Annotated in this window: 16 protein-coding genes; 7 read left to right on the forward strand and 9 right to left on the reverse strand. The window is 58.8% G+C overall.

Annotation, left to right across the window (positions count from 1 at the left end; genetic code table 11):
* Nucleotides 1-19: 19 nt before the first annotated feature.
* The 5 genes from EU557_RS21310 to namA form a co-directional block, all read right to left on the reverse strand.
* The gene (locus EU557_RS21310) at nucleotides 20-2134 is read right to left on the reverse strand and encodes a M13 family metallopeptidase (protein WP_135532511.1); all 2115 of its coding nucleotides are present in this window, start codon (nucleotides 2132-2134) and stop codon (nucleotides 20-22) included.
* Nucleotides 2135-2221: 87 nt separating this feature from the next.
* A complete protein-coding gene (locus EU557_RS21315; protein ID WP_135532512.1) occupies nucleotides 2222-4348 on the reverse strand; it encodes a M13 family metallopeptidase in 2127 nt (708 codons plus the stop codon).
* Between the two features lie 121 nt (nucleotides 4349-4469).
* Nucleotides 4470-6581, reverse strand: coding sequence for a M13 family metallopeptidase (locus EU557_RS21320; RefSeq protein ID WP_135532513.1), 2112 nt, complete (start codon nucleotides 6579-6581; stop codon nucleotides 4470-4472).
* A gap of 167 nt (nucleotides 6582-6748) precedes the next feature.
* Complete coding sequence (locus EU557_RS21325; RefSeq protein WP_135532514.1) at nucleotides 6749-7963, reverse strand: aminopeptidase; 1215 nt, start codon at nucleotides 7961-7963, stop codon at nucleotides 6749-6751.
* Between the two features lie 281 nt (nucleotides 7964-8244).
* The gene (gene namA / locus EU557_RS21330; protein ID WP_135532515.1) at nucleotides 8245-9318 is read right to left on the reverse strand and encodes an NADPH dehydrogenase NamA; all 1074 of its coding nucleotides are present in this window, start codon (nucleotides 9316-9318) and stop codon (nucleotides 8245-8247) included.
* A 318-nt stretch (nucleotides 9319-9636) separates the two neighbouring features.
* On the opposite strand from namA, the gene EU557_RS21335 reads away from it, so the two are divergent.
* The 4 genes from EU557_RS21335 to EU557_RS21350 all read left to right on the forward strand — a co-directional run bounded on the left by EU557_RS21335 (nucleotide 9637) and on the right by EU557_RS21350 (nucleotide 12146).
* Nucleotides 9637-10491, forward strand: coding sequence for a pirin family protein (locus tag EU557_RS21335; RefSeq protein WP_135532516.1), 855 nt, complete (start codon nucleotides 9637-9639; stop codon nucleotides 10489-10491).
* A 179-nt stretch (nucleotides 10492-10670) separates the two neighbouring features.
* Nucleotides 10671-11120: an Rrf2 family transcriptional regulator gene (locus EU557_RS21340; RefSeq protein WP_135532517.1), complete on the forward strand. Its 450-nt coding sequence runs from the start codon at nucleotides 10671-10673 to the stop codon at nucleotides 11118-11120.
* A 147-nt stretch (nucleotides 11121-11267) separates the two neighbouring features.
* On the forward strand, nucleotides 11268-11846 hold the full coding sequence (locus EU557_RS21345; RefSeq protein ID WP_135532518.1) for an efflux RND transporter periplasmic adaptor subunit: 579 nt from the start codon (nucleotides 11268-11270) through the stop codon (nucleotides 11844-11846).
* Nucleotides 11847-11894: 48 nt separating this feature from the next.
* Nucleotides 11895-12146, forward strand: a complete 252-nt coding sequence (locus tag EU557_RS21350; RefSeq protein WP_135532519.1) for a phosphopantetheine-binding protein — start codon at nucleotides 11895-11897, stop codon at nucleotides 12144-12146.
* 76 nt (nucleotides 12147-12222) lie between these two features.
* Here the strand turns inward: EU557_RS21350 and EU557_RS21355 are convergent, their stop codons facing one another.
* Nucleotides 12223-14115: a chloride channel protein gene (locus EU557_RS21355; protein WP_135532520.1), complete on the reverse strand. Its 1893-nt coding sequence runs from the start codon at nucleotides 14113-14115 to the stop codon at nucleotides 12223-12225.
* Nucleotides 14116-14303: 188 nt separating this feature from the next.
* Nucleotides 14304-14720 (reverse strand): hypothetical protein, encoded by a 417-nt coding sequence (locus EU557_RS21360; RefSeq protein WP_135532521.1) that lies wholly within the window; start codon nucleotides 14718-14720, stop codon nucleotides 14304-14306.
* A 106-nt stretch (nucleotides 14721-14826) separates the two neighbouring features.
* On the opposite strand from EU557_RS21360, the gene EU557_RS21365 reads away from it, so the two are divergent.
* Complete coding sequence (locus EU557_RS21365) at nucleotides 14827-15381, forward strand: GNAT family N-acetyltransferase (protein WP_135532522.1); 555 nt, start codon at nucleotides 14827-14829, stop codon at nucleotides 15379-15381.
* A gap of 124 nt (nucleotides 15382-15505) precedes the next feature.
* Nucleotides 15506-15814 carry a hypothetical protein gene (locus tag EU557_RS21370; protein WP_135532523.1) on the forward strand — a complete coding sequence of 103 codons (309 nt, stop codon included), beginning with the start codon at nucleotides 15506-15508 and terminating at the stop codon, nucleotides 15812-15814.
* Nucleotides 15815-15842: 28 nt separating this feature from the next.
* On the opposite strand, the gene EU557_RS21375 is transcribed toward EU557_RS21370, so the two are convergent.
* Nucleotides 15843-16616: a PPK2 family polyphosphate kinase gene (locus tag EU557_RS21375; protein ID WP_135532524.1), complete on the reverse strand. Its 774-nt coding sequence runs from the start codon at nucleotides 16614-16616 to the stop codon at nucleotides 15843-15845.
* A 109-nt stretch (nucleotides 16617-16725) separates the two neighbouring features.
* Nucleotides 16726-17409: an alpha/beta hydrolase gene (locus EU557_RS21380; protein ID WP_135532525.1), complete on the reverse strand. Its 684-nt coding sequence runs from the start codon at nucleotides 17407-17409 to the stop codon at nucleotides 16726-16728.
* Between the two features lie 236 nt (nucleotides 17410-17645).
* Between EU557_RS21380 and EU557_RS21385 the strand changes: the two genes are divergently transcribed.
* Nucleotides 17646-18026: an Hsp20/alpha crystallin family protein gene (locus EU557_RS21385; RefSeq protein WP_135532526.1), complete on the forward strand. Its 381-nt coding sequence runs from the start codon at nucleotides 17646-17648 to the stop codon at nucleotides 18024-18026.
* The last annotated feature ends 21 nt before the right edge of the window (nucleotides 18027-18047 follow it).

The raw sequence follows: 18047 nt of genomic DNA on the forward strand, positions 1-18047 counted from the left end.
ACGGTCAGCACAGTTCAGCTTACCACACGCGGGCGCGTACGTTCTGAGCGCGCACCATCTTGGCGTCATCCTTACAGCCAAAGGCCTCGTAGAACTCGGGCATGTTCATCAGCGGGCCATTGGTCCGGAACTGGGCCGGAGAGTGCGGATCGGTCATGACTTGCTGGCGCAGGTACTCGGGGCGGGCATTGGTGCGCCAGATTTGGGCCCAGGCCAGGAAGAAGCGCTGCTCCGGGGTGTAGCCATCGTACTTGGGGCGAGGGCCAGTGCCGTATTTCTGCTGGAGCTGCTTCTGCAGAGCGCTGTAGGCCACACTCAGGCCGCCAAAGTCAGCGAGGTTTTCGCCCATGGTAAGTTTGCCATTCACGTACACCGAGTCAACGGGCGAGAAGGCGGAGTACTGCTTGCCCACCATATCGGCGCGCTGGGTAAATTTATCGGCATCCTCCTTGGTCCACCAGTCGCGCAGGTTGCCCTCGGCGTCTGATTGCCGGCCCTGATCATCAAATCCGTGGGTGATTTCGTGGCCGATTACCGCGCCCATACCGCCGTAGTTTACCGCGTCGTCGGCGTTCGGGTCGAAGAACGGGGGCTGCATGATGCCAGCTGGGAAGGTAATGTCATTCATCGACGGGTTGTACGACGCATTCACCGTGGGCGGGGTGAAGCGCCACTCGTTGCGGTCAATTGGCTTGCCGAACTTGCTTACATTGTCGTTGTAGCTCCACTGGCGGGCGGCCAGCACGTTCTTTAGGTAGGACTCGCGCGAGATATTGAGCGCGGAATAGTCCTTCCACTTATCCGGGTAGCCAATCTTCACCTTAAAGGCGGCCAGCTTCTTCAGGGCTTCCTGCTTGGTAGCGTCACTCATCCAATCAAGCTGCTGGATGTGCTCGGCCATGCTGGCTTTGATGTTGTCGACCATTTCCATGGCCTTCTGCTTGGTCTCGGGCGTGAAAGTCTTGTCTACATACAGCTGGCCGAAGGCCTGCCCCATGGCGGCATCCGTAGCCCCGAGCATGCGCTTCCAGCGGGGTTGCTGCTGCTTGGCCCCCGTGAGCACCTGGGTAAAGCGGAAAGCCTCGTCGGAGTACGCCTTGGGCAGGGCCGAACTCACGGAGCTCACCAGCTGCCAGTCGAGGTAGGTTTTGATGTTGGCCAGCGGCTCCTGCTTCATTAGGGTGTTTACCTCTTTGAAGAAAGCCGGCTGGCCTACAATCACCTCTTTGGCCGTGCCCAGCTTATTCTGAGTCAGCAACATGGGCAGCCCCAGGTTAGGGAACTGCTTGTTGGCCTCAGCCACCGACATCTTGTTGTAGTTGGCGTAGGGGTCGCGCAGCTCCACGCGACTCTTGCTGGCCTGGGCCAACCGGGTTTCAATGCTTAGCACGGCGGCCGCCTTTTTAGCTGCCGTCGCCTCCGAGTCGCCCATGAGCTTGAACGTGTTAGTCATGTACGTCACGTAGGCTGTGCGCACGGCTTTAGAGCGGGCGTCGTCCTTGAGGTAGTAGTCGCGGTCGGGCATGCCGAGGCCACCCTGGCTCATGTTCACGGCGTACACCGTGCTCTGTTTCCGGTCGGGGCCCACGTAGGCGCGGAAGAAGGCGCCCGTACCCAACGCCTGCTGCCGAGCCACCACGGCCTGCAGGCCCTTCAGGTCTCGTACCGCCGCAATGCGCACCAGCTCCGGCCGGAGCGGGATAATGCCGGCTTTCTCAATGGCCACCGAATCCATGGCCGAGCCATAGTAGTCGCCGACCTTCTGCATGTTGCTGCCCTTTGGCGCCGAGGTATTGGCCGCAGCCTCTTCCAGTATCTGGCGGCTCACGGCGTTGTTGCGGTCAGCGAGTTGCTGGAAGCTGCCCCAGCGCACCTCGCTGCCCGGAATGGGCGTGTTCTTGAGCCAAGTGCCGCTGGCAAAGTGGAAGAAGTCGTCGCAGGGCGATACGGCCGGGTCGATGTTGGCTACATCCAGGCCTACCCCTTTCACTACGGGAGCTTCAGCCGCCGGAGCGGCCATGGTGGTATCGGGGGCAGTGGTTGCCACGGGCTTCGAGGAGCTGCAGCTACTCAGAGACAGGCCAAGACCGGCAATCGAGAAAGCGGCCAGCGTAAGAGTATTCCGGTTTTTCATAGTGAAGAAAGGAATGAGAGAACATCAAAAGAAGAAAAGCGAGCTGCCTGGGGCAACTCGCTTTTCTGTTTACTTACTCGTACTGGCTTACCAAACGCGGGCGCGCACGTTCTGGGCACGGACCATTTTGGCGTCTTCCTTACAGCCGAAGGCCTCATAGAACTCGGGCATGTTCATCAGCGGGCCGTTGGTGCGGTATTGCGCGGGCGAGTGCGGGTCCGTGAGTACCTGCTGGCGTAGAGCCTCGGGGCGCATGCTGGTGCGCCATACCTGCGCCCAGGCCAGGAAGAAGCGTTGCTCCGGCGTCAGGCCGTCGTACTGCGGACGGGGGTTGCTGCCGTACTGCTTCTGGAGTTGCTTCTGCAGGGCACTGTAGGCCAGGGCTGTACCGCCGAAGTCGGCGAGGTTTTCGCCCATAGTCAGCTTGCCATTCACGTACACTGAATCCAGAGGCGAGAACGACGAATACTGCTTGCCCACCAGGTCGGTGCGCTTAGAGAATTCAGCGGCATCCTCCTTGGTCCACCAGTCGCGCAGGTTGCCCTCGGCGTCCGACTGCCGGCCCTGGTCATCGAAACCGTGCGTGATTTCGTGACCAATTACCGCGCCCATACCACCGTAGTTCACCGCGTCGTCGGCCTTGGGGTCGAAGAATGGAGGCTGCATAATGCCGGCCGGGAACACGATTTCGTTCATCGTGGAGTTATAGTAGGCATTCACCGTGGGCGGCGTCATGCCCCACTCGGTGCGGTCAATCGGCTTGCCAAACTTGCTCACGTTGTCCTTGAACTCCCATTCGCGGGCAGCCAGCACGTTTTTCAGGTACGACTCACGCGAGATGTTCAGGGCCGAGTAGTCCTTCCACTTATCCGGGTAGCCGATTTTTACGGTGAAGCCGTTCAGCTTCTTCATGGCCTCCTGCTTGGTGGCGGGGCTCATCCACTCCAGGGCCTGAATGTGCTCACCCATGGCTTCCTTGATATTAGCCACCATCTCCAGGGCCTTCTTCTTGGTTTCGGGGGTGAAGGCTTTCTCCACGTAGATCTGACCGAAGGCCTCGCCCAACGTACCATCCGTTGAGCGCAGCATGCGCTTCCAGCGAGGCTGCTGCTGCTTGGCGCCGCTCATCACCTGGTTGAAGCGGAACGACTCATCCACGTACGCCTTCGGCAGGGCCGACGATACGGAGTTTACCAAGTGAAAGCGCATGTAGGTTTTCCAGTCACCGATGGGCTCCTGCTTCAGGGCCGCGCTGGCTTCCTTCATAAACTCAGGCTGGCCTACAATCACCTCTTTCACCGAGCCTAGGCCTACCTGGGGCAGCATAGCCGTCAGGCCGATGTTCGGAAACTGAGCATTCGCCTCGGCCACCGTCATCTTGTTGTAGTTGGCGTACCGGTCGCGGAGGGCTACGCGGTCTTTGCTGGCTTTGGCGAGCCGGGTTTCCAGCCGCAGCACAGTGGCAGCGTTCTTAGAAGCGGTAGCCTCGTTATCACCCAACATCTTAAACATGTTGGTGAGGTAGGTGGTGTACGCCGTCCGGATGGTCTTGGAGCGCGCATCATCCTTGAGGTAGTAGTCGCGGTCGGGCAGCGTTAGGCCACCCTGACCCATGTATACGGCATACTCCGTGCTCTTCTTGGAATCCTGGCGCACGCCCAGGCCAAACACCGAGCGGGTCTGGAGCATCTGCTGACGCACCAGTTGGGTCTGCAGTCCTTTCAGGTCTTTCACGCTATTGATGCGCGCCAGCTCGGGCTGTAGGTATTTCAAGCCAGCCTTCTCAATGGCCACGGTGTCCATGGCCGAGGCGTAGAAGTCGCCCACTTTCTGAGCATTAGAGCCCTTAGCGGCCGACTTGTTAGCGGCAGACGACTCCAGAATTTGGCGCAGCACGGCGTTGTTCTGATCGATGAGGGTATTCCAGGAGCCCCACGACGATTCGGCAGCCGGAATGGGGGTGTTCTTTACCCAAGTGCCGCTGGCATACTGGAAGAAGTCTTCGCAAGGTGATACCGACAGGTCACGAGCCGCCAGGTCCAAGCCAATGCCGGGCATTACGGGGCCTTTCGGAGCTGATTCAGTGGTGGTAGCGGTGGCAGTAGAGGTGGTAGTCGACGTGGAAGTGGCAGCAGGCGTGCTAGATGCACAACCCGTAAGGGCTAGGCCAGCAGCAGTGCCCAGCGTCAGCAATAGGTAGCTCTTCGAGAACATGTGTGAAGTTAAACTGTGTAAAAAGCGAAGTAATATACAACACTATCTTCGCTTAATTAAAAAGGCATAAAGCAAAGGGGGAATAAATTGTAAATATTACAATTTATTCCCCCTTTGAGTGCTACCAAATAACGGCTCGCTCAGCATCAGGCCGCACCATCTTTTGTCCTTGCTGACACCCGAATGCTTGGTAGAATTGCGGCATGTTCATTAGCGGCCCAATGGTCCGGTACTGATCGGGCGAGTGGGGGTCTGTTAGGATCTGCTGACGCAACGCCTCGGGGCGGATGTTGGACCGCCGTAGCTGGGCCCAGCTCAGGAAGAAGCGCTGTTCGGGCGTAAAGCCATCAATAACGGGGCGCGGACCGCTTCCATACTGCTTCTGCAGCTGCTTTTGTAAGGCACCATATACAATGGTGAGGCCGGCGAAGTCGGCGAGGTTTTCGCCCATGGTCAGTTTGCCGTTCACGTACACCGAATCAAGCGGAGAGAAAGCGGAGTACTGCTTGCCTACTACGCCAGCGCGCTGGGTGAACTGCTCACCATCTTCTTTGGTCCACCAATCACGCAAGTTGCCCTCTGAGTCATATTGCCGGCCTTGGTCGTCGAAGCCGTGGGTCATTTCATGGCCCATTACGCCGCCAATAGCGCCGTAGTTTACCGCATCGTCGGCTTCGGGGTCGAAGAACGGCGGCTGCAGGTACCCGGCCGGGAACACGATTTCGTTCATCGGCGGGTTGTAGTAGGCATTGATGGTGGGAGGCGTCATGCTCCACTCGGTGCGGTCAATTGGCCCGCCAAATTTCTTGACGTTCTGCTGGTAGTTCCACTGGCGGGCGGCCAGCACGTTCTTCAAGTACGACTCACGCGAGATGTTCAGGGCCGAGTAGTCCTTCCACTTATCCGGGTAGCCGATTTTTACGCGCAGCGCATTCAGCTTCTTCAACGCCTCCTGCTTGGTGGCGTCGCTCATCCAGGTGTTGGTCTGAATGTGCTCGGCCATCGACTCCTTAATGTTCGCCACCATCTGTAGGGCTTTGGCCTTGGCTTCAGGCGAGAAGGCTTTATCTACGTACAGCTGCCCAAACGCCTCTCCCAGGGTACCATCGGTGGCGGCCTGCATGCGCTTCCAGCGCACCGACTGCTGCTTGGCGCCGCTGGTTACCTGCGAAAACCTAAAGGCCTCGTCGCTATAAGACTTGGGCAGCGCCGATGGCACCGACGACACCAGCTGCCACGCCAGGTAGGTCTTGATATCGCTTAAAGGCTCTTGCTTCAGCAGGTTGCTCACCTCCGCAAAGAACTCCGGCTGGCCTACAATTACCTCTTTCGCTGCCCCAAGCCCGTTCTGCGCCAGCAACGTGGGCAGGCCCAGGTTGGGGAACTGCTTGTTCGCCTCAGCCAGCGTCATTTTGTTGTAGCTGGCGTTAGGGTCGCGCAATGCTACGCGGTCCTTCGACGCTTGAGCCAGGCGCGTTTCGAGGCGCAGAACCGCCGCAGCCTTCTTCGCTGCTGTCGCCTCCGAGTCGCCCATGAGCTTGAACGTGTTGGTCATGTACGTCACGTAGGCCGTGCGCACGGCTTTAGAACGGGCGTCGTCCTTGAGGTAGTAGTCGCGGTCGGGCATGCCGAGGCCACCCTGGCTCATGTTCACGGCGTACACCGTGCTCTGCTTCCGGTCGGGGCCCACCCCGGCCCGGAAGAAAGCGCCTGTGCCTAACGTCTGCTGCCGGGCTATTTCTGCCTGCAACGTTTTCAGGTCTTTGACGGCGGCAATCCAGTTTAGTTCGGGCTGCAAATACTTTAGGCCTGCTTTCTCAAGACCTACGGAGTCCATGCCAGAGGCATAGAAGTCGCCTACCTTTTGCAGGTTAGAGCCCTTAGGCGCTGAGGTATTTGCTGCGGCCTCTTCCAAAATTCGGCGCAGCGTGGCCTGGGTACGGTCGCCGAGCAGGTTGCGCGGACCCCAGCGGGTGGCGTAGGCTGGCACGGGGTTGTTCTTTAGCCAATTGCCACCTGAGAAGCGGTAAAAATCCTCGCAGGGCGACACGGAGCGGTCAATATCCGCCAACACAATACTGCGGCCGGGTACTGAGGCTGCGGTCGGTGGCGGGGTGGCAGTGGTACTAGAGGTGGCAGCAGGAGTAGTGGCAGTTTGGCTAGTGGCGCAGCCCGCTAGTGCCAAAGCAAATGCGGCAGCAGTGGCTTGGCGAGTTGTACTGGTTCTTTTCATGTGCAAGAGAAAGCCGGTGACGTAGAAAAGCAAGGTCGCGCGCGCAAGCGCGAGGGTTGCGCGGGTTTACATGCGGAAGTGGCCTAGGCAAAGAAAAAGCTGCTTCCCTGGCAGGAAAGCAGCTTTTCAAAACTACCGAGTGGTTTCTTCTCGTGACAGTAAGTAGCCTATTTACTGCTTTTCTTAGACGCAGGCACTGCAGCAGTTACCGGAGATACCAGTTGGCCGTTACGTACCAGCACAGTGCCATCTACCTCCACTGTGGCGTTGGCGATGGGAAAGGAGTATGAGCCTGGCGTATTATTTTGCCCGCCCAACAGGCCGTTATTGCCCGTTCTCAAGTACACCATGCCCGCTGCCATATTCGGGTTATAGGCCTTCTGCTCTTGCGTTTTCATCATGGGGTTTAACCCTATAGAGAAATTGCTGATTTGCATAGCTTCAGGACCGTATGGCGCAAGCCGCTGTTGAAAAACATCGGCGCCAGCGTCGGCACGCACGTTCGTTAGCTGACCGCCTTTTACATCGGCTTTGAAGCCAGTTAGAGGCTGTCCATCGGAAATGTAATCATTAGCCGCCGCCAAACGGCCTGTAGCTGAGGTTTCCTGGCAGGTGCCATAGATACGTCCGCCGGGCAGGGCCGCTGTGCGGTTATAAATGAGTTTTTCCTGCTGGTCGGTGGCCGATACTATCCCGTCGTCAGTAAATACAGAGCGGCCACCTAGTTCCAGCGTTAGGTCGGTGCCAGCTGGCGAGGTGATGTGCATTTTACGCCCCTTCGCAATGATCTGCTTCATGCGGTCGGCCTGTCCGGCTATGGCGGTATAATCGGCCCCGACGCCAGCCCATATCATTTGCTCGTAGCCAGAGTAGTCAAGCTTCTGCGCTGCCGCATAGCTTTTGCTTGGGTAGCTCACAAATACACCCCGCAACTTGCTAGCATCAAGCCGCTTGTTGATATCACTTGCCGCGGCAGCCTGGCCAAACTTGGCTTGGCGAGCGGGGCTTAAGCCATTCATTACGGCGCGACTGTCCTCTACCTGAGGCAATTGAATGAGCACATCCGCTAGCAGCATCCGGTTGTTTGCTTTACTGGCCTGGATGGCCGCTTCGGGCGTTTCCATGTTGATGGCTCGTGCCACTTTGTCGGTGGTCAGGATCATGCTGGGCTGCCCACCGGCACGCGCTACTTCCACTGCTACGGCCTCCATGAGCGGCAGCGTGTGCTGACCTCCAGTAATAAGTACATCCTCCCCAGGCTTTACCCCTGCCGAAGTATTCACAATCTGTTTGGCAATCTGCTCGTAGTTCTGCCCGAAAGCCGACCCACTCAGTGAAAGCAACCCCAACACACCACTCACTAGTAATCCTTGCTTCATCATTGTACTAAGGGTTAGTATGAAAAAAGACCAGCGGTTCGAGACGGTCGGCCTAGCCGACTGTCCCGAACCGCTGGTCCTGGGCAGAAAGTACTTAGGTCAGCAAGTCCAAACGCTACTATTGCACATATTACAGTTTAAATATGACATTATTTACCAAACTCCACAGTATTACAAAATAAATTAGGAGCGCACTCTAGTCTGCCACTAGTAGGCAATGTTGCGAGCGGAGAAATCCCCTCAGTGCAGTAGCCAGTGGGCTGGTTAATAGGCACCTGACTGGCTTACCGCCGGCGCGGCTTGGCGCGCTCATATTGCACCGGCCATTCCACCTCGGCCCCTAGCTCATGAGCGGCGCGCAACGGGAAATAAGGGTCGCGGAGCGATTCGCGGGCCAGTAGCACCAAATCGGCCTGGCCGGTGGCAATGATATCTTCAGCTTGCTGAGCGTTGGTGATGAGGCCTACGGCACCGGTCAGGATGCCGGCTTCGCGCTTTACCTGCTCGGCAAACTGCACCTGATAACCGGGGCCCACCGGGATTTGCGCAGTAGCCACGTTGCCGCCCGTAGAGCAGTCAACGAGGTCCACTCCTTTATCCTTTAGAAGCTTCGCTAGCTGCACCGATTCTTCCACGGTCCAGCCGCCCTCGGTCCAGTCGGTGGCGGAGACGCGCACGATAAGCGGCAGCTCCGTAGGCCACTCGGCGCGGGTGGCTTCCGTTACTTCCAGCAGCAGACGCACCCGGTTCTCGAACGAGCCGCCGTACTCGTCGGTGCGCTTGTTGCTCAGGGGCGAGAAGAACTCGTGCAACAGGTAGCCGTGGGCACCGTGAATCTCAATTACTTGGAAACCCGCCTCCAGCGTGCGGCGCGTAGCCACTCGGAAGTCTTCTATTACCTGCTGAATCTCAGCCAGGCTAAGCTCATGGGGCGCGGGCTCCTCGGCGGTGAAGGGCACGGCGCTGGGTGCTACGGTGGTCCAGCCACCCTCCGAAGCAGGTACCACTCCGCCGCCCTTCCAGGGGCTGGCGTGGCTGGCTTTGCGGCCCGCGTGGGCCAGCTGAATGCCGGCCACCGAGCCATTGGCTTTCAGGAAATCAGTGATGCGACGCAGGCCTGGTACGTGCTCATCTTTCCAGATACCCAGGTCATCGGGGGTAATGCGGCCTTCCGGCGACACGGCCGTGGCTTCCAGAATGATAAGGCTGGCGCCGCCCACGGCCCGGGAGCCCAAGTGCACAAAGTGCCAGTCGTTGGTGAACCCGTCCTCGGCGCTGTACTGGCACATGGGCGAGATGACGATGCGGTTTTTAAGCGTGATGCCGCGCAAGGTGAGCGGCGTGAATAGCTGAGCCATATAAAAAGGGCGGAATGAAGTTTCAAAAGCGAAGACCTCTAAACCGCTTCGTGGCGGGCAGGGTTTTGGTTGAGCTGCCAAAAAACCATTTGGGGGTGCTGGTGGTATGCTATGGCTGACTATAAGCTAGCGAGCTAGTTCCCCTCCTCAGCTGAGGAGGGGCTAGGGGTGGTTGACAATCGTTGAACATCATCTAGCAACAAGCTCTAGTTATTGTTCTAAGCCACATCAACCACCCCTAACCCCTCTTTTCTAAGGAGGGGAACTAGCTCGCTAGACTAGGGTTGGTTTACTCCGACCTTCTTCAAAGCTTCTCCCATGCGTACCATCAAGCAACAACACCGGGCCGTTAGTGCCCCCATCGCCGACCTCGTCACCTACCGGGCTCTGCCCACGCAGTCGGTAGAGCACCTCGATCCATTTCTGTTTCTTAACCACCACGGCCCGCAGGTGTACCGGGCACCCAACGGCGGGCTGCCCTTCGGCCCCCACCCCCACCGTGGCTTCGAGACCGTGACTTTTATTCTCGATGGCGACATCATGCACCAGGATACCGGCGGGCACCAGAGCATTATCGGGCCGGGCGGTATTCAGTGGATGACGGCGGGCCGCGGCCTGATTCATGCCGAAATTTCCTCCCCTGAATTCAAGCGCCAGGGTGGCCCCCTTGAGATTCTGCAGCTTTGGGTAAACCTGCCCGCCAAGGATAAAATGGTGGAGCCTCGCTACATAGGCCTACAGGAGCCCGAAATTCCGACAGTAACTCTCGACAATGACCGTGTGACCATTCAGGCGGTATCGGGCAACTGGGCAGGTACGCCGGGGGCCGTGCAGCCGCTGGCCGATATTCAGTTGGCTACCATCCATTTCCGGGAAGGCGGTACCCTCAACCTGAACATTCCGGCGGAGCGCACCATTTTCTTCTACACCGTGCGGGGACGCCTACGTGTGAACGGGCAGGAAACCGAAGCCCGCCAGCTGGTTGAGTTCAATTACGACGGCGACGACCTGAACATTGAAGCCCTCTCCGATGCGGTATTGCTGCTAGGCCACGCCAAGCCCTTCGAGGAGCCCATAGTGGCCTACGGCCCCTTCGTGATGAATACCGAGCAGCAGATTCAGGAGGCCTACCGCGACTACCAAGCCGGCAAGTTTGGCCGCTGGTCGGAATAAAGTTTTCCTTGCCTAAGGTAATAAGAGCAGTCAACCGTCTGTCAGGGTGCGCCATCTACTGGACGCTGAGCAGCTTATGACAGACGGTTTTACTCCACCAGCAGAAGTATTGCACGAAAAGATTGTACACAATCTTTCTTCGCCGTACATTTGTAACAGATTCTGTTACGTATTCACTCATGAACACTCGTTTCGCCGTCGCGACGCACATTCTGGCGTATCTGGCCCACTCCAAGGGGCAGCCGGTATCGTCGGAGGTGCTGGCCAGCAGCGCGGGCACCCATCCGGTGGTCGTGCGCCGGCTGATGGGCAACCTGCGCGATGCCGGGCTGGTGCAAAGCCAGCGGGGCGCCGGTGGGGGCACCATACTGGCCCGCCCGGCCGCCGAGATTTCCCTGCTCGATGTGTTTCGGGCCGCGCAAGAGGGCGAGCCGGATCTGTTTTCCGTGAACAGCACCAACCCTAATGAGAACTGCGACCTAGGCCGCGTGATGCAAGAGACCCTGGAAGGAGTTCTTGGTAACGCTATTGCCGCCATGCGGGCATCTTTGGCCGCGGTGTCGGTTGAGCAGGTAATGCAGGAGCTGGCTGCCCGCCGCCCCAACCATTGCCCCAAGGCCTTTGAATAGCTTTTTTATTTACTCCCAAATGTAACCAAACTGGTTACTTACTGATTACCTGACGTTTCCAACTTTTACTCCTCCGCCCGGACAGGGCGCCCGCCAGGCCGCAATTGACCGACGAGCCGCTTTCGGTGAGGTTATTTTACCCTAGTCATGAAAAAAATACTTGGCGTGCTGCTCGTTGTGCTGGTAGCGTTGAGTAGCTGGGAGCTACCCCTGTGGTTAGCCCCAACCGCCACCCCGACCTCTACGTCGGAAGTCACTTTACCTGGCCGTTTTGTAGCCGCAGGCGCTTCGGCACCAGTTGCGGAGAGTACCCCAGGCCGCAGCATTCAGGCCCCGCGTGCTGGCCGCGTGTGGGAAGTATATTTCACTGTTGGTCAGCGGGTGCGCAAGGGTCAGGTGCTGGTTAAGCTGGCCCACTCCCTGCAAACCGTGGAGCAGCAGCATCTGCAGGCTCAGATCAAGCAGCAACAGGCTCTCTGCCTGCAGCTAGAAGCCGCCGCCTCAGCCGATCTGGCCGCGGCCCGCACCATGCTGCAAGACCTGCAGCAGAAGCTGGCTAACACGTCGCCAGCCTTGGCCTTCGATTATGTTACGGCTCCCGAAGATGGGGTGGTGACCACGCGCTCCGTTATTCCCGGCGACTACCTTTCTACTGCACAAACGGTAGCCTCTTTCGTGGCCGGCATGCCCGCCGATACCACACTACTGCTCTCCAGCGTTGAGTAAGCTCAACTGCTTTTTATTTCTCTTTCTCCCTTTGCTGCCCAACTAGTTATGGAACAGCTCGTTCGCCATCAGGTGGAGCGCATGCTCCGCAAAAAGCGTCACATTCCTACGCTGACGCTCACGCCACGCACCCGCTTACAGGAAGACATTGGGCTTGACTCAATTGACCTGGTTGAGCTCGTCATCAACATAGAGCACCGCTTTCATATTGAGATTCCGGACCCCGAGCTGGAAAACCTGCGCACTGTGCAGGACGTGCTCAACTGCGTTGATGCCCATCTTAGCGTCAGCGCGGCTTAGTTCAGGTACACGCCATGAGCCCCGATTTCAGCGGTGAAATCGGGGCTCATGGCGTGTATTGTGCGGCAACGGTGGCCTAGCGGTTTCGGAAGCTGTCTACCCGCAGCAGTTTCTGCCCGCGCAGCAGAATCCGGACGCCCCGGTTTTTGAGGGAAATGCTGGCTTCGCGGGTTTCTTCTTCGCGCAGGCGGGAGCGGTACGCCGCCAATACCTCCTGGTAAGAAAGCACCCCCGTTACAGTGAGGCGGTTGCGGGCATCCACTACGGGCAGCACATCAACGTTGGCGCGGGCCATCTGACTGACGGCTGTTCGCAGCGAATCAGTAATGAGGATGGGCGTGGGGTGCTGGCGCACGATAGTATGCAGCGGCGCCAACAGATCAGCATGATGGGCGTAGATTTCTACAAAGCTTATCAGCCCCTGAAACCGCCCTTCAGCATCCACCACAATAAAGTGCGTGGGGATTTTGCTGGCCTTCTGCTGAGCCAGCCACTCACGTACTTCTGCCACCGTGTTTTCGGCGCTGAGGGTAAGGCCGCCGGGGCGGAGCACCTGGCCTACGGAAAGCTTTTCCAGCGCATCGGGCTCGTAGGAGTACGGGGTATGCACGCCCCGCCGGGCCATGTTTTCGGTCATAATGGTGTGGTCCATCAGGAAGTAGGAAACCACGTAAGCTGCCGTGCAGGCCCCCAGCAAGGCCACCAGGGCAAACGGCTGACCGGTTAGCTCAATCCCGAAAATAACCGACGTAAGTAAGGCCCGGGAAGCTCCCGCAAAGAGCGCCGACATACCAACCAGTGCCGCCAGCGGAAGCACTACCCCTACCTCGGGCCATACCTGCAGCAGCAAAGCTCCTAACAGCGACCCGGCCGCCGCCCCTACCGTAAGCAGGGGGGCCAGCGTGCCGCCCGAAGTTCCGCTCCCCAACGACAACGACCAGGCCACCAGCTTCAAGGCGCCTAACATAAACACGGCCTGCAGGGGCCAGGAGCCCGACAGGAGCCCCGTGATATTGCTGTACCCAACACCCAGCACGCGCGGTGCAACATACGCGGCCACGCCTACGGCTAGGCCACCCAGGGCCGGGTGCAGCAGCCAGGGCAGCGGCAGGCGCGCAAAAGCCTCTTCCAGCCAGTGCAGCCCCTTGGTGATACCTACTGCCAGCAGCCCCACCACCAGCCCAATAGCGCTGTACGCCGCCAATGCCAGATTGCTGGGCGAGGCCACCGTTGGCATAGCAAACTCAGGGCCGGCTTCAAACAACAGGTGGTGCCCGGCTGCCCCGGTCAGGCAGGCCAGCGCCACGGGAATAATAGAGCGCGGCGAAAACTCAAACAGTAATAGCTCAATGGCCAGAAAGATGCCCGCCAGCGGAGTGCCGAATACGGCCGTCATGCCGGCAGTGGCCCCGGCGGCCAGCAAAATCTTGCGCTCAGTATGGGTGATGCGCAGCAGCTGGCCTACGTTAGACGCGAAAGCGCCCCCCGTGGCAATAACCGGCCCCTCGGCCCCAAACGGCCCACCCGTCCCGATGGAGATGGCGGCCGACAGCGGCTTCAGCACGGTGATAATCGGCCGGATTCGGCTCTGGTTGGTGAGCACCTGCTCCATGGCTTCAGGAATGCCGTGCCCCTGAATACCGCGCACCCCGTAGCGAGCCATTAAACCCACCAGTAGGCCCCCAATGGCGGGCACTACTATCACCCAAAGCCCCAGATGATTATCGGCGGGGTTGAGGTTGGCCAACGACAGCCGCCCAAAAAACGACAGGTTGGTAACCAGATGAATCAGGAGCACCAGCAGCTTGCCTAGGCCACTGATAATGGCCCCTACTAACACGGCCAGCAGGCTTAGCAGAAACAGCCGCTTTCGGTCGGGGCCGGTGTGGGGCCGCATGTGGGCCGCTTCCAGGGTGGGGGTAAGGGAGGGGGAAACCGGGATTCCGGCTTCGGTGGGCGTAGCAATCATGGGCGGAGACAAGGCCCCAAGGGCCCGTTCACCGGCACAGCGTCGGAAGAATTTTACCGGACCTCAAACGGAGCCACTCTGGTCCGCGGGGGTAGTTATAACGAACTATGAACCGCAAAGATGCCCGCTGGTTCTGAGTTTTTCGTGAAGGACAGGCCTAGGCCACTTCTGCTAGCTACCCACCCAACCTACAATTGGCGCCTGTGCTGCAGCCACTCAATGGCCTCCCGCTCATCGGTAAACCGCTCACCCATGAAGGGCTTGCCGGCCAGCGCATTGGCCGTAGGAAAGGCGGCGTCAGCCTCCGCGTCGCGCATAATAATGGGGGCCAGCAGGTAGGCCAAGTGGGTGTAGCCACCCAGCCGCGGCTGTAGGCGCGGCAGAAACTCCGTTACCATCCACTGGGCTCCTTCCCGATCAGTATTGAAGCGCCGACGTACATCAATCAGCCACTGCCGGCAGTGGTGCTGGGCCGCCTCTTCCAGCAGCAACTCGTAGCCCTGGCGCATTTCATCTAGCGTTACCTGCCGCATCCAGCGCCCCACCAGCACGTCTAAGTCGGGGCGATAGGAAATAGTAAGGTAATCGGGTGGGATACTGGACATACACGAACAATACGGAGGCGGTCAAAGGTAGATATCTTACGTAGAACCCGCCCTTGCCGCCAGCTGTTTAACGCCTTCCTGTTTAACTCCCTATCTTCCGGCGCTTATGATTCCGTTGATTGCCTATACCCCCCGCCTTACTCTGATTGCCGCCAGCCGGGCCCTGCTCACGGCCGAGCTGCACAAACCTCAGTACTTCCCGGTTCTGCTGGGTGCCGCCATGCCGGCTCACTGGCCGCCCGGTGAGTACGACGAAGAGGCCATGCGCTTCTTTCTGGAGAAGCTAACTGCCGGGGGACGTACGGCCGCGGGTTGGTATGGATGGTATGCTATTCTGCGGGCCGGGGCCGAAACGCCCCACAATGTGCTCATTGGTACGGGTGGCTTCCACGGCCCGCCTTCCCCCGATGGCACTGCTGAAATAGGCTTTTCCGTGGCGAATGATTGGCACGGGCGGGGCCTGGGCATGGAACTGGCCGCTGGCCTCATCACCCACGCGGCCCAAACTGGCATGGTGCGCCAGTTAACGGCCCGCACCACCCCAGAAAACACGGCCTCCCAAAAAATTCTGACCCGCAATGGCTTCACCGCCGGCGAGCTGGATTTCGAAGGCTACCTCCACTTCGAACGAGCAGTGGAGCCCCTGATAGCGGGTAGCTAAGTGGCCTAGCGCTCTGATAAACACGTACTAAGAGCGCCGCGCCAAGTGCTTTTTACGTGTTTATCGCCAGGAACATAGCGCTTTCGTCTGCGTACGATGCAGGAGACTTCTCTAGAACTAGCTGATGAAAACGCTCCTGCCCCTCGCCTTACTGTTGAGCGCCGCTCTGAGTGGCCACGCCCAAACCGCCCCTACACAATCTACCACAACGCCCCCGGTATCTGGCACTAAGAACGCAGCCAGCACCACCGATCAAACGCCCACGCCCGCGCAGCCTACGCCCAGCTCTACGCCGGCCGTATCAGGCACCAAAAACGTGGGCAGTACCCGGGCCGATGCTCCCATGAGTCAGCAAGCCCCGCAGATGGTGAAGGAACGGCCTAACTCCAAGAACAAAGCGTCGCGCAAGCCAGCGTCCCGCCCCACGCCCTAGTTGAAAAACGTAGCCCGTAGGTGTAGGCCTATTTAGGCCGGTCGGCTTTGTGTTGGGGATACTGTGGGTCCATTTTCACCATAGCGTCGCGCAGGGTTTGGGCTACAGCATAGGCCTTATACCAGTTTTGGTCGGCGGGGATGATGTGCCAGGGGCAGCTGGCCGGGTTGCAGTGCTGAAACACATCTTCGTACACGGTGCGGTACTGGGGCCACTGCAGGGCTTTTTGCTCGTCGCCGGCCTCATACTTCCACTGCTTGCTGGCATCCGTTACGCGCTCCTCCAGGCGCTGGCGCTGCTCCTCCTCCGATACGTGCAGGTAGAACTTAAGCACCGTAGTGCCCGCCTGCTGCAATAGCTTCTCGAAGGCATTAATAGCGGTAAAGCGGCGCTTGGCCTCTTCCGTGTTAATTATACCGGCCACCCGCGTAATCAGCACATCCTCGTAGTGGGAGCGGTTGAATACCTGAATCATGCCCCGCCGTGGGGTTTGCAGGTGCACGCGCCACAGAAAGTCGTGGGCAATTTCTTCGTCGGTGGGTTCCTTGAACGCGTGCACGCGCACCCCCTGGGGGTTGATGCCGCTAAAAACCCGCCGAATAAGACCGTCTTTTCCACTGGCGTCCATACCCTGCAGCACTACTAGCACGCTCCGGCGGTTTTCGGCATAGAGTCGGTCTTGCAACTCAATCAACTCCTGGCGCAAGCGCTCCAACTCCCGAGCCGCTTTCTCTTTGTTGATAGAATGCGGAGCGCGGGTCGGCAGCTTGGTAAGGTCAAACTCGGAGGCATCGTGTGACATGAGGGGCGGGTACTTGAGGAGGGTTAGATAGATAAGAACTGAAAGAGCCGTAAGAGTTGCCACTGCTCAACCTACATAGTGCTAGTGCGAGTAGGCCTGCCTAGGCTGGTTATTGAGCCGGGGAAGGCGGGTCTGCGGGTACCTCCCCGCTGGCACCTAAGGCCGCTAACGTTAGGGGTCCTTCTGAAACATAGCGCAACTGAGCTGTCAGGCCGGCTGCTTGCAGGTCCTGCACCAGGCCTTCGCCGGCCGCTTCAGAGGTAAACGTATCAGTGGTAGTAGTCACTACTGTAACCGGCCGGTTGGGCAAGGCGGCTAACGTGGCCTGGCGGTCTATTTCGGCGGGAAAGATGGAAGCGTAGAGCACCAGCCGGTCGTAGGGGATGCGGCCGGCCGCTAGCCAACGGCAAGCTATGGCCGCCCCGTGGCCGAAGCCCAGCACCGTAACGGGAGTGTTGGGCGGGCAAGCGGCCAGCACTTGCGCGGCTAGGCCATTGAGGTAGACGGTAAGGTCAGCCAAGTCGGCTTCACTAGAGTCGGGAGCAAGCCAGCTGGCCACGGTAGCGGCTGTTTCGGGGGTGGTGTCCAGGGCCGGTAAGGCATAACGGGAAAGGCCTTCGGGCAGAACAAGCAGGCGCTCAGGCGTATCGAGGTTCACTAGCTGACTGGCAAAGTCCTGCAACGACTGCTCCCGGCCGTGCAGGCAAAACCACACGTGTTGAATGCCCGGACCAGGCTCACCCAGGCTGATATAACGAGCTGTGCGTGGAGTAGTAAAGAACTGCGGTTGCATAGGCCAAAAGCTGGTAACTGACCTATATACGCAGCCGAGCTAAAAGCGACGACTTGGCCCGAAAGGCACATGCTTAGCGTTAAAACAAGCTTAAAAGCCGGCCACAATGTCACTTGTACTTTGTAAAAGCCCAACAATAAACGCCATTATGGCCGAAACATACACTATCAGGCAGCTAATCTGCCTTGGTACAGGGTTTGTAATAGAGCATACACAACTAAGAAAGGAACTTCACCATGAATCTTATAAGCAAGGAATTCATTCACAACATTGCTCCGCAGCTTGACTTACTCAACACGTTGGGTGGCGGTATTGCGCAGGCGATGCTGCATGTGGACCAGCGGGAAAAAGGAGTAGTGGTACGGGTGGCCTTGCCTTCGGTGAGCCCCGATAACTTCCACGTTCTGCTCCAGAACAACACCCTCACGGTATACGCCGACTACCGCCACACCCCCGAGGATCAGCTGTCGGCCCCGCTGTTCAGCCGCACGCTGAAGCTGCCCGCCAACCTCGATGCCAACCGCGTGGACGCTGTATTTGAAGGCCATGAACTGCAGGTTCGTATTCCCTTCCGCGACCCCGCCGAGCAACGCGAAATCACCATTAAGCAGCGCTAGGCCACTCAGCCGCTGCTCATA

Origin of the sequence: Hymenobacter wooponensis, assembly GCF_004745865.1 — a bacterium.
Lineage (GTDB): Bacteria > Bacteroidota > Bacteroidia > Cytophagales > Hymenobacteraceae > Hymenobacter > Hymenobacter wooponensis.